This window comes from Erythrobacter sp. S158 (assembly GCF_057364915.1).
On the sequence record NZ_CP200279.1, the window covers coordinates 314,071 to 328,178 of the forward strand.

Sequence of the window (14,108 nt, forward strand, 5' to 3'; positions counted from 1 at the left end):
TATCGCGTGGGAAGCGGCAGGGATAGGATCAATGCGGCAAGGCGGCTCTAATCACCGGGCGCCAGCCCCAATTCGCCGAGAATGCCGGAAATTTCCTTCTTCACCCGGAAGAACCCGGCGCGCGCGTGTGGCCAGGTAAGGCGATCGAGGTCGCCTAGCAGGGTGATGGTGTTGCCCGCTTCGGCGAGCGGCGCGATGTCTGGCATCAACGCATCTCTGGTCCATCCGGTCGGAAGGAAGGGCACCGCGAGCCGCTCCACTCCAACCTCACCGAACAGGTCCTTGAGATTTGCACCTGCTTCCCAAGTGAGGGCAGGGCAGTCGAACGCGCTCGCCGCCGCGGCCACACCGTTTTCGACCGCGCCCGTAGCGAAGTTCGCCGCAAGCTCGCCCACTTCTCCGGTAGAGCGAGCCTTCGGGCGGGCTGCACCAATCACCGCAGCAGGAGCTTTTGTGAGGTCGAGCGGCACATGGCTCGCCGCTTCGTCGTGCAAGAGCAGCGCGAAGGGCGCGTCGAACGCGTCTTCGGGCTGTGCTTCCGGCAGGTCGAGCTTCTGGCGCTGGTGCTCGGTCTCCTCGCTCAGCGGTTCGGGGTCTTCGTTCAGCCCTTCGGCAGACAGTGGCCCACCATCGCGGCGCTCGGTGTAGCGTTTGATGTTGGAGGCGCGTGCTGCGTAATTCTTGCCCTTGGTATGGAGCCCCGCGACCCAGCGCCACGAAAGCGTGTTCGAGGCCGCATCGCCGTCCATCAGATGCCGCAGGAAAAAGTCTGCGCCAAGTTGCCAGTCGAGCTTGAGCGTAAATATCCAGACGCTCGCAAACCACATGCGCGCGTGGTTGTGGAGGTAGCCGGTCTGCACCAGCTCGCGCGCCCACTGGTCGAATGCCTCGATCCCGGTGCGGCCTTCGACGGCTTCCTCGTACCCCTTCGCGAGGCCCGAATTGTTCCGGGCCGCGATCAGAGCGCCGTCGCGGCCCTGTTTGTAGGCGTCCCACACGCTCGGGCGCTGTTCGAGATAGCCCTTGAAGTAGACCCGCCAGAACACTTCGGCGATGAACTTTTCCGCTTTGCCGGGGCCATGTTCGTCAAGTGCGGCGACGATAACCTCGCGCTCGCTCAACAACCCCGCGTGAAGCCAGGGCGACAATTGCGAGACGTTGGAAAGCATCCCGTCTTCGGGAACGCCATCATCGTAATTGCGGTTGCTGGCATAGGCGCTGCCGGATCGGGGCGCGAATTCGGCAAGGCGGTCAAGACCAGCCTTGCGGTCAGGGGTAAAGGTCATCGAAGCTTTCCGGATTGTGTGTCGTATTTCAAATGATCTCAAAAGAATTTGGATCCAACCGAAGCCTTCATGCGTATCTTGCCACAGAGCCGCCACAATTCTTGCGGCTTTGTAAATCACTCCCCCACCTCAATCACTAGAGGAAGATCCCAATGAAATTCATCAAGCTTAGCCTCGTTGCAGGCACCGCGCTTGCTCTTGCCGCCTGTGCTTCGGAAACCGAAACCGAAGATTCGATGATGGCCGACGAAACCGCCATGACCGAAGAAGCGACCGCTCCGGGCACCATCGTTGAAGTTGCACAGGGCGATGAAGCCACCTTCTCGACTCTCGTTGCAGCCGTGACCGCAGCCGGTCTTGGTGACGCGCTTTCGGGTGAAGGCCCGCTGACCGTGTTCGCACCGACCAACGACGCATTCGGCGCACTGCCCGAAGGGACCGTCGAAGAGCTCACCACCAACGACACCGAAACGCTCGGCGCGATCCTTCAGTACCACGTCGTCGATGGCGCGGTTGATGCAGCAACCCTGATTGCCGCAATCGAAGGCGCTGGCGAAGAAGGCTACACCGTCACCACGCTCGGCGGCGGCGAACTGACCGCAATGCTCGTCGATGGCGGCGTTGTGCTGACCGACGCAACCGGTGCAACGGTCAACGTGACCGCGACCGACGTTGAAGCATCGAACGGCCTGATCCACGTGATCGACGGCGTGCTGATGCCGCAGTAATTCTTGCCGCTTGTCGCAAGACGAAAAACCAAGGCGGGTCGCTGCATATCGCAGCGGCCCGCATTTTTTTGCGCAACCAGCCACCCGTCGCCGACAGGCGGTTTCGCACTTCAAATCCCTGCGGTATAGCGCCCGCCATGATGACCCGGCCCATTCAGCTCGCCCTTTTCGCATTGCCGCTCGCGCTCGCCGCATGCAGCGATGTGCCCGGCGAAATCACCCGCGATACCGAGCCCTTTGCCGGGATCGCTCCTGAAGAAACGCTCACCGCGCTCGGAAACGAACCGTTCTGGAACGTGAAAGTCGAGCCAGCAGGCGAGGGCGGGTTCACGGCGACCTATTCGACGCCCGAGAACATCGAGGGCAGAGAATTCGCCGTATCGCGATTTGCAGGCAATAACGGGATCGGGATGAGCGGTGAGCTTGATGGCGCTTCGGCAAGCCTTGCCCTCACGCCGGGCGAATGCAGCGACACGATGAGCGACCGCGTCTACCCCTACACCGCCACCTTTGCCCTTGGCGATGAGACCTATTTCGGCTGCGCATATACAAGCGCACAACCATACATTGGCGAGCAATTGCCCTGACCGGTCAATGCGCAAGAACCGGGCAAATAGCCGACTTCTCTAAGAAAACCTTAAAATTTGCCACTTGCAGATTGGTGCCACGAGGTCCCATGAAAGGGCCCACAGCGATTTCGGCAAGCTATTGAAAACCAATAGTCATTCCCGTTGCGATCAGCGGTTGACAGTAGACTGCTAAGTCCGGTGATCTGCAAAAGCAGAATTTTCCTCCATTTTCGATTGGTGACGGCGGGAACCCTGCTTCAATCCTCGCGTTGAAGGCGAAATACTAACTTCTCTGAGATCAGGCATCGCAATCACGATTGCACGCCGACAATTTACGGAAGAAACAACCAAGTGACGACTCCAAGCTCCCCTCAAGACAGCGCAGCTGGCGCCGCCGGGTCCAAACCCGGCGACGCCTCGCATTACGCGTTGGACATGGAGCGGGAGCTTTCGCACCGGGTCAAGAACATGTTCGCTGTCATCAATGCGATCGTCAGCATCACCGGACGCGTCAAAGGCATCCCGACCGAAGCGGCGGATATCAACGCCCGCATTCAGGCCTTGGGCCGCGCTTACGAAACAACGTTTGAAGGATCGCACACTGGCGCTTTCGATATAGGCGAAGCGATCGAAGCTGTCCTTCGTCCCTATGCGCGCTCGACCGCAAGGCTTAGCCTCGAAGGCGATAAGATACGCGCCCCAAGTGCTACTATCTCGCTCGTTGGCATGGTGCTCCACGAATTTGCGATCAACGCGAAGAGACACGGCGCCTGGAAGGGCGACGGTTCGGTTTCGGTCAAACTGAAATCGGGTTGCTGCGATGGTTTGTCATGCGACACCGGCGGGGGCCAATCCGAAGCGATCACTCTTATCTGGAGTGAGAGCGGCGGCCCAGCCACCAACGGCGATGAGATTACCGCTGGCGGCGGAACCGAGATCGTCGACCGTTTGCTTGCAACAGCGCGCGGTACGATTGAGCGCGAGTGGACCGATCAGGGGCTGGAGGCGAAGATCTGCATTCCGGTTGCAAGGGTCGGGTGAGCACCCCTTGCTCCATATTACTTGTTGAGGACGAGCCGCTTGTCCTCATGGGCCTTGAATTGGCCGCTCAGGAGCTCGGGCACGATGTCGCCACAGCGCTAAGCGTGGAAGAAGCCCTCAGCTTGCTTCATGGAGGATTTGCTCCTGATGTGGCTGTGCTCGACGTAAATCTCGGCGTGGGCAAAACCTGCGCGCCCGTGGCACGCGAATTGGCGAAGCGCGATGTTCCTTTCGTGATCTACTCAGGAGCCATCGATCGCAAGACAACGATCGGTCGTGCGGCAGGCGTGCCGTTCATTCCAAAGCCCGCTTTACCCGCAGACGTAATCGAACTCGCGCTTCAACAGCGCGAATTGCCATGCGGCGCAGACGCGGCTTGAACGCGAGCGTTCGCCTTTAGAACAGTCCTGGAATTTCGAACTGCGCGGCGTTGGGACGCTCGGGTTGCAGTGTCTCGAGCCCGCCCACGCTCTGCGCGCCTTGCGCTCCGCTGCCGCTGATCGGCGTGCAGCTTTGACCTGACAGGAAATCGAGCGCGGTCGCGATCGAGGCCTCTGCCGGATCGCCGAGCTGGACCGAGATGTCGTCGCCCGCGCGGCAGGTATTGGGCACGGTGCTCGCAAGACCGGTGAAGTACTCGCCCTCGTCATTGGCATTCAGCGTCTGGAAGGTGACGGCGCGGATGCGCAGGTCACATTCCTCGAAGTCGAAGCCGAACTGGCCGACGGGCTTGCCGTTGGTGTTGCGCCCGACAATCGCGACATTGGCCGGGTCAAGATACGGGACCATCGAATTGATCACCAGCTCGCTTGCCGAGGCGGTGTTGCCGGTGGTGATGAACGCGACCTTGGTGGCCTGAAGCGATTGCACTTCGTTCTGGAACAGCCGCGTTTCGTTTTCCGAGGATTTGGATTCGCGCAAAACCGTGCGGCTCCACACCTGTCCCACCCGGTTTTCGCCCAGAAGGTCACCGATCACGTTGGCAAGAAATACCAGACCGCCGCCATTGTAGCGGAAGTCAATGATGAGCTCGTCGACATTGTTCGAATTAAACAGCTGGAAGGCATCGCGCAGCTGCGCATCGGCGGTCTGTGGGAAGAAGGTGCGGAAGTTGAGATAACCGACCGACTTGCCGCCATCGTTGATGATGAGCGCGCCGTAGCGGTCGGAAATGGGATCGAGATTGAAGTCGGCCTTGACGATGCTGGCTTCGATCACCGTGCCATCGACCTGTGCAAACCGAATGACGCGGGTGACGCCCGGATCGCTCGGCCCAAGCGCGTTGATGACTGCCTGCGGACCGCCCGATGCCATCAGCGAGTTGACCGAGACGAGGTTGTTGGCGGTCGTCCCGATGGCGAGCAATTCGGTCCCGCGGTCCATTCCGGCGGCAAAGCCGGGCGCGTTCTCGAAGGCTTCGAACAGGAACACCCTGTCGTTCACCGTGTCATAGGAAAGACGAATACCGAAGCCTGCGCTTGAGCCGGAGTTGATCAGCTCGTTTTCGGCTTCGATCGAGGTCGCAAAGGTAAAGCCCTTGTCGCGCGACTGTGCGCGGGCCGGGGCGACGCGCGCGTCGAGGAAGCTTTGCACATCGCTGAAGTCTGCCGCGTTGACGGTGTTGTCGAGGAGATCCGGGAACAGGTACCATTCGTTCAGAACGTCATTGGCAAAGGCGATCTGGTTCTGCACCGCGCAGGTCGCGATGCTCGGCGTCGGGGTCGGCGTGGGGCCACCGGTTGGCGGCGGCGAAGACCCACCGCCTCCACAGGCAGCAAGCGCCAGCGCGAGAGTTGCAGTCAGTGCGCTGCGCCCGACAGGAAGGGACGCGGTGTTTGCATCAGATTTCATGGAATGAAGGCGACTCCGGACCGAAAAGTTGTAGCAATTGATGTTTACGCCTGAGCGCAGAGCATGCATGAGCAGCCCGCCAACGGCAAGTTCGCAAAGCGTTTTCGACACGCAAATCGCACTTGTCCACCGCTACAAAACGGGCCCTTGCATTGAAAATGCTCAATATTTTGCAGGTTTTCCTCAGAAACCGGGGCAAATCCACGCCCGCTCCCTCGTTTTGACCCCCTTATCCGACTAGCAACCTAGACATGGAAAGACAGAATCATGACCGATCTGCCTGATTGGCTGACCGCCAAATTGCCGCCTGCAGCGCGCCACGCCGGACTTGCGATCGCAAGCCTGGGCGATGCCAAGACGCTTGAGCGCGGCGGCTTTGCCCTGACCAGCCCGGCCTTTAAGTCGGGCGACGAACTCGACCCTTGCTTCACCGCGAAGGAAGAAGACGCGGTTGCGCCTCCGCTCGAATGGACCGCGCCGCCTCCGGGTTCGCAGGAATTGATCGTCATTGTCGAAGATGCCTCCTCAGACAGCGCAGAGCCTGCGTGCCACTGGGTCGTCTGGGGCCTGGCCGGACAGCGCGGCAAGCTGCTTGAAGGCGAAGTGCCGCCTCGCACCGGCAAGAACGCCTTTGGCAATTCCGAATGGCTGCTGCCCGACCCGCCGGTCGGAGAGACGCGCCACTACGTATTTCAGATTTTCGCGACCGACCTGCCGCTGACCATCATGCCGGGGGCAAGCCGCGAAGAACTGATGGCCGCCATCAAGGGCTTCATAACCGGCTGCGCCGTGCTCTATGCACCGTTCACCGGGATTGAGGCGGATGACGGCTTTATTGACGACGACGATTTCGAATAACCTGCCAAAATATTAGGGAGAACAACCATGGCTGGCAAAACCAACGCACTGCAGAAACCAGTGAACCTTTCAGGTGAACTGGAAAACGTGGTCGGCAAAGGTCCGATGACCCGCGCACAGGTCACCTCGAAAGTGTGGGAATACATCAAGGCGAATGACCTTCAGGATTCGAAGGACAAGCGTCAGATCAATCCTGACGACAAGCTTGGCGCAGTGATCGGCAAAGAGCAGATCTCGATGTTCAAGATGACGGCTGCTGTTTCGAAGCACCTCAGCTAAGACGCGTCTTCGCTTCTTATTCAGGCGGCTCGCCGGGCAATGCGATGCGATAAGCACCGCTGCGCCGGGCGAGCCGTTTGCCTTTCCAGCTCAGAGTAATTTCGCCCGCTTCGTTCATCGCATCGACTGCTGCGTGAACCGGCTCCATCAGCGCGCGCCATTCTCCGCCGGGACCAGCGATCAGGCGCGCGGCTTCGCTGGGGCAGACCGTGCTCCTTTGTGCCTTTGGCCCAGCAGCTTGCGGATTGCTGCCGCGACTTCGCTATTCCTTCTCATATTTGCGGCGGCGCCAAGGCAGGTCCTTGCGATGCGGTATCCGCACATCGCCGACCCACAGCGCCCACAAGATGATGATCGGCTGCGCGATCATGCGCGGGATGTGGTATTCGAGGCCCAAGCCCCCATCAGCGCGCGCCATGTCCATGGCGAAATGGTTGATGTTGGCGGGCCACACGAACAGCGCGTAAAGCGCAAGGCCGATCCCGCCGATACGCCTCAGGCGTGCATTGAACGGCTGGATCAGCGCAATCGCGCCAAGGATTTCAGCAATCCCGGTCCAGAACACGATCTGTTCGGGGAATGGGATCATTTCCGGCATGATCGCAAGGAACGGCTCGGGCTTCACGATGTGCATGTAGCCGGCGAACGCATAGAACGCGGCGAGGATGATGCGGGCGAGCGCCTTGATGAAACCCATGATCATGCGCTTGTCTCCTGCTTGGTCTCTTGGCCGGGAGCCCATCCGGGCGGCGCAAGCTCGAAGCCTGCAAACTCGAAACCGGGAACGACGATGCAGGAGACGAGCGCATAGCCCGCCGGACCTTCAAGCGGGCGCGCAGCTTGCCATGCGCCGGTGGGGACAAGGCCTTGCAGGTTCTCACCGCCCGCCACGTCGCTGCCCAATCGCAGCCAGCGCGCAGGCTCATCGTCTGCGCCCGCGATGCCCAGTTCAAGCGGGTCGCCGCCCTGCCACAGCCACATCTCGTCTGCATCGACACGGTGCCAGTGCGAGGCCTCTCCCGCTTTCAGTAGAAAGTGGATCGCCGTGCCTCGCGCGCGGCCTGAGCCATCGGCATCGGCGCGCCACGTCTCTGCGTACCACCCGCCCTCGGGATGCGGCTGCATCTGCAATTGTTCGATCAGCGCGTCCGCGCTATTCGCCTGTGTCATGAAAATGCGCCCCTCAAGGTAGCGCACAAGTATCGGGAGTTTTACGCCTCATGCAACACAAAGCGCTTAACCACGTCGCCGCCTGCGCTGCCATCGCTCTTGTCTGGAGCGCGCCCGCCCAAGCTCAGGACGTCGAAGGCAGCGTTGCCGAGGACATCGCTCCCGTGATCGAAAACGACATGGCGCTCGAAGCCGCCGAGGCAGCGCTCGCGATTGCGCCGGTGTTTGACGGGCACAACGACGTGCCCATCCAGCTGCGCCGCCGGTTCGACAATCAGATCAACACGTTCGACTTCGCCGATACCACCGACACCGGACCGGAAGTCGATGGAAACCCGATGCACACCGACCTGGCGCGCCTCGCCGAAGGACGCGTGGGCGCGCAGTACTGGTCGGTCTACGTGCCAGCAAGCCTGCCTGAGCCGCAGGCGGTGCAGATGACGATGGAGCAGATTGACGTGATGAAGCGTCTGATCGCGCGCTATCCTGACGAGCTAGCCTTCGCCGAGACCGCTGACGATATCGAGAACGCGATTGCCGAGGGGCGCATCGCTTCGATGCTCGGCATGGAAGGTGGGCACTCGATCGGGTCGAGCCTCGCGGTGCTGCGCCAAATGTATGACCTCGGCGCGCGCTACATGACGCTCACTCACGGCGCGAACACGCCATGGGCCGACAGCGCGACCGATGATCCCGAGCATGATGGCCTCACCGATTTCGGCAAGTACGTGGTGCGCGAGATGAACCGACTGGGCATGCTGGTCGACCTCAGCCATGTGAGCGAGACGACGATGCATGACGCGCTCGACGTGACGCGCGTGCCGGTGATCTTCAGCCACTCGGGCGTGCGCGCGGTAAATGGCCATGCGCGCAACGTTCCCGACAGCGTGCTCCAGCGCCTACCTGACAACGGCGGTATCGTAATGGTGGTGGGTCTACCCGGCTTCCTCAACAACGCACAGCGCGAATGGTTCGCCGAGCGCGAAGCTGAATTGGCCCGGCAGAATTCGCTGTTCCGCGGGCAGCCCGACGTCGTCGCCCGCGCAATGGCGGAGTGGGATGCGGCGAACGAGATGCCGCCGACCATGATCAGCCACATGGCCGACCATATCGACCACATTCGCGATCTCATTGGGGTTGAATATATCGGGATTGGTGGCGATTTCGACGGGATGCCGACCGGCCCCGAAGGCTTCGAGGACGTCAGCGGCTACCCACAGCTCTTCGCCGAATTGTCACGTCGCGGCTATTCGCAGGTCGAACTTGAGCTGATCTCAAGCCGCAATGCCATGCGCGTCCTGCGCGAAGCGGAACGCTACGCCGCGCGCGCGTCGGGCCAGCCACCGATCGAGACCTTGATCCCGACCGACGAATGATCCGAGCAGCGGATTACAGGTAAAGCGCGGGCACAAGCCAGGCGAGGCTCATCAGGAAGATCGCCAGCGTCAGGCTGACCATCAGAACGGTGAGCGTCGCTGGATTGTCCTGCGCCGCGCGTGCAGCGAGAGCGGTGATGCGCGCCGGCTTGCGAAGAGCGGCGCGCGGCATGGTGCGGGCAGGGGCGTTATTCATCGTATTCTCCTATCAATAAGGAGCAATTCGATTGAACTAGTCGATTGGTTACGACCCTGCCGCTGAAAGGGCTCAATCGTCCTTGAGCGGGTCATGGCCCCAATTCATCAGGCTATAGCGCCAGTCTGTCTCCTCGACATCGCCATCGGGGCGCTGCGAGAGGTGACGTTTGATGTAATTGCCGACCTTGTTCATATGCTCGAACTGGCTGTCGGTAAGCTCATCCTTGTTCGTGCGCTTGATCTCGACGATGCGGCGACCGGACCTGTGCCCGGTGCTTTCGCCGTCATCATTGTCACCGACCGACTTCGATTCCTCGGTCTCGAGCCATTCCTCGAGTTCCTTGGGTTGCATGTTCACCCGGTCGTAAAACGTGTCGAAAATCTCGTCCTTTTCATCCTGCTCCACGATCAATCGTCCTCATCATCGACCGTGTCGGGCAGGTTTTCGCGAGCCGTCGAGGCCATTTCCTCGAGCTCTTCCTCAGTCATGCTCTCGTACATCTCTTCCGATGCACCCTGGAGGTCGGACTTGTCGGTTTCACCGCGCTTGGCAGAAAGCGCGGCGCCCGCAGCCTGTTGCTGCGCCTTGCTGTTTGCCTTGGGCATGGATCAATCCTGTGCTTCGAGTTCGCTACCGCGCTTGAGGACTTCGTCGCCGTCTTCCTGCTTGATGAGGTAAGCCGGGTTGTCCTCGTCGCCGTCCTTGGTGACTTCGGTACCTTGAAGGGTACGCGTCACCTCGCGCTCGAAGCGTTCCTTGATCTGGCCTTTGCCTTCGCCGTTGCCCCAGTTCCACTTGACGTACTGGTCGGTCTGGAAGCTGTTAGAATTGCTCATTGTTTGTCTCCGATTGGGGGTTCGGAAGACTTACGAGCAAGGGGGGCTTTAGGTTCCACAGAACCCGCTGGATTATCAGACTCCGGTGATCGCCGGGATGATCCAGATGATGCTCATCGCGATGATGGCAAGCAGCAGTCCGATGCCGAGCACATAGCGCATGTAGCCGGTGGTGTGCGCACCGCGTGCGTCGTCATCTTCGATGTGTATGCGGCCGTCTTTGTCGACTTCGCTCATGAAAAACTCCGTAATCCCAAATTCGTGTTTGCGTTCGGCTTCTAGGACATATCGGCGCGCGGCGAAAGCCCGCACGCGATCCTTTGCAGCAATGATGTGTTGGCGAGATCAGTCGCGCAGCAGCTCGTTGATCCCGGTTTTCGAGCGGGTCTGCGCATCGACGGTCTTCACGATCACCGCGCAATAAAGCGAAGGACCGGGCGTTCCGTCGGGAAGTGGCTTGCCGGGAAGCGATCCGGGCACGACCACGGCATAGGGCGGCACTTCGCCGCGATGCACTTCGCCGGTGGCCCGGTCGATGATCTTGGTCGATGCGCCAAGGTAAACGCCCATGGAAAGCACCGCGCCTTCGCCCACGCGCACGCCCTCTGCAACCTCTGCACGAGCGCCGATAAATGCGCCGTCGCCGATGATCACGGGTTCAGCCTGAAGCGGTTCGAGCACGCCGCCAATCCCGGCGCCGCCCGACAGGTGAACATTCTTGCCGATCTGCGCGCACGAACCGACGGTCGCCCAGGTGTCGACCATGGTGCCTTCGCCGACATAAGCGCCGATATTGACGAAGCTCGGCATCAGCACCGCGCCTTTGCCGATATGGCTGCCGCGGCGAACGATTGCACCCGGGACCACACGGAAACCGGCTTCCTTGAAGCGGTTTGCGCCCCATCCGGCGAATTTGAGCGGCACCTTGTCGAACGCGGCCTCACCAGCGGAGCCATGCTCCATGACGCGGTTGTCCTGCAGGCGGAAGGAAAGCAGAACCGCTTTCTTGAGCCACTGGTTCACGGACCATGTGCCATCTTCGCCAGGCTGTGCGACGCGCACTTCGCCGCTGTCGAGCAGCGCGAGCGCTTCGCCAACCGCATGGCGAACATCGCTACCGGGTGTGACGGTGTCGCGTTCTTCCCAGGCGGCTTCGATCTGGCTGATGAGGGTGTCGTTCATGATGTCTCCGGCTCGCGTCTCCTTCAGAAAAAGGGGACGCCTTGCATTGGAAGGCTAACGCGTAAGAGCAGCGTTGGTTTCGCCTTTGGTGTTCGGCCAAGCTGCTAGCTTGCCCTGAGGCGAGCGGCAAGGTGCGAGCGTGCCAGACGGCAGAATGACCCAAATCGGCGGTTGTTGGCGTTGAAGTCCAGACCCCGCTTGCCGAGAGGTAAGGCATGTGCCTATGCTCACACGCGTTAGGGGGCCGGCAGTTTAGGATGAGACCAATGCCTCGCACTACCGCTCTAACACCGTCTTCAGCCACGTCTTCGCCCATCCGCATCACGCGGGTTCCAGTCGCGCCGCGTCCCGACCGAAGGGCGCCTGTGGTCTGGAAAGTCGCTGCCGCAGCGCTTGCCTGTACCGCGCTCGCTGCTTGTGGCGGCGGTGGAGGAGGGGGCGGGGTGCAGACGCTTCCTCCGCCTCCTCCTCCGCCGCCACCGCCTCCGCCGCCCCCTCCACCGCCGCCTCCTCCGCCATCGAGCAATTTCGACACGGCGGAGTTTCGCCGTTCGGACGGGCCGGACTTTCACGGCGCGATTGCGGCATGGCAGGATGGTTCGACGGGCGAGGGGCAGATCATAGCGGTGATCGACAGCGGCATCGATTCCGACAGCCCTGAATTCGCAGGGCGTATCCACCCGGATTCGCGCGACGTCGCTGGCAATCGCGGGATCGATCCAGAGGATGACCACGGCACCAATGTCGCCATGGTCGCAGCCGCCGCGCGCGATGATGAGGGTATCCTCGGCATCGCTTTCGATGTGCAGGTCCTCGCGCTACGTGCCGACATGCCCGGCTCGTGCGGGACGGACACACCGCAGGACCCGACGCTCGGTTGTTCTTTCACCGACCGCGATATCGCCGCTGGCGTTGACCAGGCGATTGCAAGCGGGGCGGCGGTCATCAATCTGAGCCTTGGCGGAGGAACCGCTTCGGCGGCCCTTCGCGGCGCGATTTCGCGCGCAGCCAATGCCGGGATTGTGGTTGTGGTCGCGGCGGGAAATGGGGGAGGGGGCGATGATCCGGACATCGACCCGAACCAGCCCGATCCCTTCGCAACCAGCCTGCTCGATGCAGGCAGCGGCAACGTTATCATCGTCGGATCGGTTGACGACAATGGCGGTTTTTCCAGCTTCAGCAACCGCGCCGGAACCTCAGCGGCCTCGTTTCTAAGCGCCCGCGGAGAGCGGATTTGCTGCGTCTATCAGGATGGCGAAATCTTCGTCGAAACCATCGACGGTTCGCAGTTCGTGACGCTGTTTTCAGGCACAAGTTTCGCCACTCCGCAAGTCGCAGGCGCAGTGGCGCTGCTGGCGCAGGCCTTTCCCAATCTGACCGGAGAGGAAATCGTCGAGATCCTGCTCACAAGCGCAAGCGATGCGGGAGCGACGGGGACGGACGGGGTGTTCGGGACAGGCATTCTCGACATCGCCCGCGCCTTTCAGCCAGCAGGAACCACAACGCTCGCGGGCACGGCAAACGCGCTCGGTCTTGTTGACGATTTTGCGATTGGATCGGCGGCGATGGGGGACGCGTTGTCGGGCGCATCGCTCGGCACGATCGTCACCGACCAGTATGATCGCGCTTATAGCTTCAACTTCGGCGGACATACTCAGAACGCAGCTCAGGTCCAGAGGCTTCGCGGCGCGGTTGAGCGGGGCGGCTATACCAGCGCGGCGTCGAGCCCGGCGCTCTCACTTGCGGTAACGGTGGGAGAGACGAACCGCGCAGCAGGTGTCGGCTGGACGCAGGCGCTGCAATTGTCGCCCGAGGATGCGCAGGGCGCGCGGGTGCTGGCTGCACGCGTGGCGGCCCGGATCGCGCCGGACACACAGCTTGGCGTGGCATTCCGCCAGAGCGCTTCGGGCCTTGTCGCGCAGATGCAAGGCTCGGACCGCGCTGCCTTCATGATCGCACCCGAAGCGGGCCGCGACGCGGGCTTTCTCGAAGAGAGCCAGTTTGCTTTCGCCACGCGCCACACCTTCGGCGACTGGGGCGTCACCCTTTCTGGAGAGCGCGGACGCGCATGGCTCGGCGAAAACCGCCGGGCGAGCGATGTTCTGTTCGGCGTGCGCGAACGGCGCAATACCAGCAGCATGGCGCTGGCCGCCGATCGCAGCTGGGGCGGGCTTGATGCGAGCGTCGCGATGTCGTTGCTCGCGGAGGAAGAGACGCTGCTAGGCGGGTACTTCAACCCCGCCTTCGGTATTTCGGGCGCGGATAGCGTTTTCCTCGACGGGCGACTGGTGCAGCGGATCGGCTCACGCTGGCGACTGGGCGGGGCATATCGCGCTGGCTTTACCCGCCCGCGCGGCTCGGCTCTGATCGGTGCAGGCTCGCAGGTCGAGACGCAGGGCTGGTCGCTCGACCTGACGCGAGCAGGCCTGTTCCAGCACCATGACAGCATCGGTTTGCGCGTCAGCCAGCCGCTGCGCGTGACCGGTGGGGCGCTCAATTTCGACCTGCCCGTTGCCTATGACTACGCGACCGAAAGCGCGATCCTTGACCGCCAGTCGCTCAATCTTGCACCTGTGGGACGCGAGCTGATGAGCGAACTCAACTGGAGCGGCTGGATCGGCTCCGCGCGCATTTCGACCAGCGTTTATTATCGGCAGGAGCCCGGCCATATCGAGAGCGCGCCAAGCGATATCGGCGCGCTGCTCAGCATCGGCGCTGCGTTCTAGCCACCGG

Annotated in this window: 18 protein-coding genes and 1 pseudogene; 8 read left to right on the top strand and 11 right to left on the bottom strand. The window is 61.6% G+C overall.

Annotated elements, in window-relative coordinates; all coding sequences use genetic code 11:
• Positions 1-47: 47 nt before the first annotated feature.
• Positions 48-1,286 carry an FAD-binding domain-containing protein gene (locus AC0V6T_RS01700; protein ID WP_486123782.1) on the bottom strand — a complete coding sequence of 413 codons (1,239 nt, stop codon included), beginning with the start codon at positions 1,284-1,286 and terminating at the stop codon, positions 48-50.
• A gap of 152 nt (positions 1,287-1,438) precedes the next feature.
• Here AC0V6T_RS01700 and AC0V6T_RS01705 point away from each other — a divergent pair, with 152 nt between their 5' ends.
• The 4 genes from AC0V6T_RS01705 to AC0V6T_RS01720 all read left to right on the top strand — a co-directional run bounded on the left by AC0V6T_RS01705 (position 1,439) and on the right by AC0V6T_RS01720 (position 4,004).
• Positions 1,439-2,014 (top strand): fasciclin domain-containing protein, encoded by a 576-nt coding sequence (locus AC0V6T_RS01705; RefSeq protein WP_486123784.1) that lies wholly within the window; start codon positions 1,439-1,441, stop codon positions 2,012-2,014.
• A 137-nt stretch (positions 2,015-2,151) separates the two neighbouring features.
• The gene (locus AC0V6T_RS01710) at positions 2,152-2,601 is read left to right on the top strand and encodes a COG3650 family protein (protein ID WP_486123786.1); all 450 of its coding nucleotides are present in this window, start codon (positions 2,152-2,154) and stop codon (positions 2,599-2,601) included.
• A gap of 333 nt (positions 2,602-2,934) precedes the next feature.
• On the top strand, positions 2,935-3,624 hold the full coding sequence (locus AC0V6T_RS01715; protein ID WP_050750426.1) for an HWE histidine kinase domain-containing protein: 690 nt from the start codon (positions 2,935-2,937) through the stop codon (positions 3,622-3,624).
• On the top strand, positions 3,621-4,004 hold the full coding sequence (locus AC0V6T_RS01720) for a response regulator (RefSeq protein WP_486123788.1): 384 nt from the start codon (positions 3,621-3,623) through the stop codon (positions 4,002-4,004). The genes AC0V6T_RS01715 and AC0V6T_RS01720 overlap by 4 nt, the downstream gene beginning before the upstream one ends.
• A 16-nt stretch (positions 4,005-4,020) precedes the next feature.
• On the opposite strand, the gene AC0V6T_RS01725 is transcribed toward AC0V6T_RS01720, so the two are convergent.
• A complete protein-coding gene (locus AC0V6T_RS01725) occupies positions 4,021-5,475 on the bottom strand; it encodes a S41 family peptidase (RefSeq protein ID WP_486123790.1) in 1,455 nt (484 codons plus the stop codon).
• 267 nt (positions 5,476-5,742) lie between these two features.
• Here AC0V6T_RS01725 and AC0V6T_RS01730 point away from each other — a divergent pair, with 267 nt between their 5' ends.
• Positions 5,743-6,333 (top strand): YbhB/YbcL family Raf kinase inhibitor-like protein, encoded by a 591-nt coding sequence (locus tag AC0V6T_RS01730; RefSeq protein ID WP_486123792.1) that lies wholly within the window; start codon positions 5,743-5,745, stop codon positions 6,331-6,333.
• 27 nt (positions 6,334-6,360) lie between these two features.
• Entirely contained in the window at positions 6,361-6,612 is a 252-nt protein-coding gene (locus AC0V6T_RS01735; protein WP_486123794.1) for an SWIB/MDM2 domain-containing protein, read from the top strand.
• Positions 6,613-6,628: 16 nt separating this feature from the next.
• Here the strand turns inward: AC0V6T_RS01735 and AC0V6T_RS01740 are convergent.
• The 3 genes and pseudogenes from AC0V6T_RS01740 to AC0V6T_RS01750 all read right to left on the bottom strand — a co-directional run.
• Positions 6,629-6,823 (bottom strand): annotated as a pseudogene (locus AC0V6T_RS01740) (DUF3253 domain-containing protein); the annotation flags it as partial.
• Positions 6,824-6,874: 51 nt separating this feature from the next.
• A complete protein-coding gene (locus AC0V6T_RS01745) occupies positions 6,875-7,315 on the bottom strand; it encodes a DoxX family protein (protein ID WP_486123796.1) in 441 nt (146 codons plus the stop codon).
• On the bottom strand, positions 7,312-7,782 hold the full coding sequence (locus AC0V6T_RS01750; RefSeq protein ID WP_486123798.1) for a cupin domain-containing protein: 471 nt from the start codon (positions 7,780-7,782) through the stop codon (positions 7,312-7,314). Before AC0V6T_RS01750 ends, AC0V6T_RS01745 begins: the two co-directional genes overlap by 4 nt.
• Positions 7,783-7,832: 50 nt before the next feature.
• Between AC0V6T_RS01750 and AC0V6T_RS01755 the strand changes: the two genes are divergently transcribed.
• A complete protein-coding gene (locus AC0V6T_RS01755; RefSeq protein ID WP_486123800.1) occupies positions 7,833-9,158 on the top strand; it encodes a dipeptidase in 1,326 nt (441 codons plus the stop codon).
• A 13-nt stretch (positions 9,159-9,171) separates the two neighbouring features.
• Here AC0V6T_RS01755 and AC0V6T_RS01760 read toward each other — a convergent pair whose 3' ends face one another.
• The 6 genes from AC0V6T_RS01760 to dapD form a co-directional block, all read right to left on the bottom strand.
• Positions 9,172-9,354, bottom strand: a complete 183-nt coding sequence (locus AC0V6T_RS01760; protein ID WP_486123802.1) for a hypothetical protein — start codon at positions 9,352-9,354, stop codon at positions 9,172-9,174.
• 72 nt (positions 9,355-9,426) lie between these two features.
• Positions 9,427-9,762 (bottom strand): DUF3140 domain-containing protein, encoded by a 336-nt coding sequence (locus AC0V6T_RS01765; protein ID WP_486123804.1) that lies wholly within the window; start codon positions 9,760-9,762, stop codon positions 9,427-9,429.
• A 2-nt stretch (positions 9,763-9,764) separates the two neighbouring features.
• On the bottom strand, positions 9,765-9,962 hold the full coding sequence (locus AC0V6T_RS01770) for a DUF3008 family protein (RefSeq protein WP_486123806.1): 198 nt from the start codon (positions 9,960-9,962) through the stop codon (positions 9,765-9,767).
• Positions 9,963-9,965: 3 nt separating this feature from the next.
• Positions 9,966-10,193 carry a hypervirulence associated TUDOR domain-containing protein gene (locus AC0V6T_RS01775; RefSeq protein WP_007165140.1) on the bottom strand — a complete coding sequence of 76 codons (228 nt, stop codon included), beginning with the start codon at positions 10,191-10,193 and terminating at the stop codon, positions 9,966-9,968.
• Between the two features lie 75 nt (positions 10,194-10,268).
• On the bottom strand, positions 10,269-10,430 hold the full coding sequence (locus AC0V6T_RS01780; RefSeq protein WP_193353878.1) for a hypothetical protein: 162 nt from the start codon (positions 10,428-10,430) through the stop codon (positions 10,269-10,271).
• Positions 10,431-10,538: 108 nt separating this feature from the next.
• Positions 10,539-11,375, bottom strand: coding sequence for a 2,3,4,5-tetrahydropyridine-2,6-dicarboxylate N-succinyltransferase (gene dapD, locus AC0V6T_RS01785; protein ID WP_486123809.1), 837 nt, complete (start codon positions 11,373-11,375; stop codon positions 10,539-10,541).
• Between the two features lie 266 nt (positions 11,376-11,641).
• Here dapD and AC0V6T_RS01790 point away from each other — a divergent pair, with 266 nt between their 5' ends.
• The gene (locus tag AC0V6T_RS01790; RefSeq protein ID WP_486123811.1) at positions 11,642-14,101 is read left to right on the top strand and encodes a S8 family peptidase; all 2,460 of its coding nucleotides are present in this window, start codon (positions 11,642-11,644) and stop codon (positions 14,099-14,101) included.
• Positions 14,102-14,108: the final 7 nt, after the last annotated feature.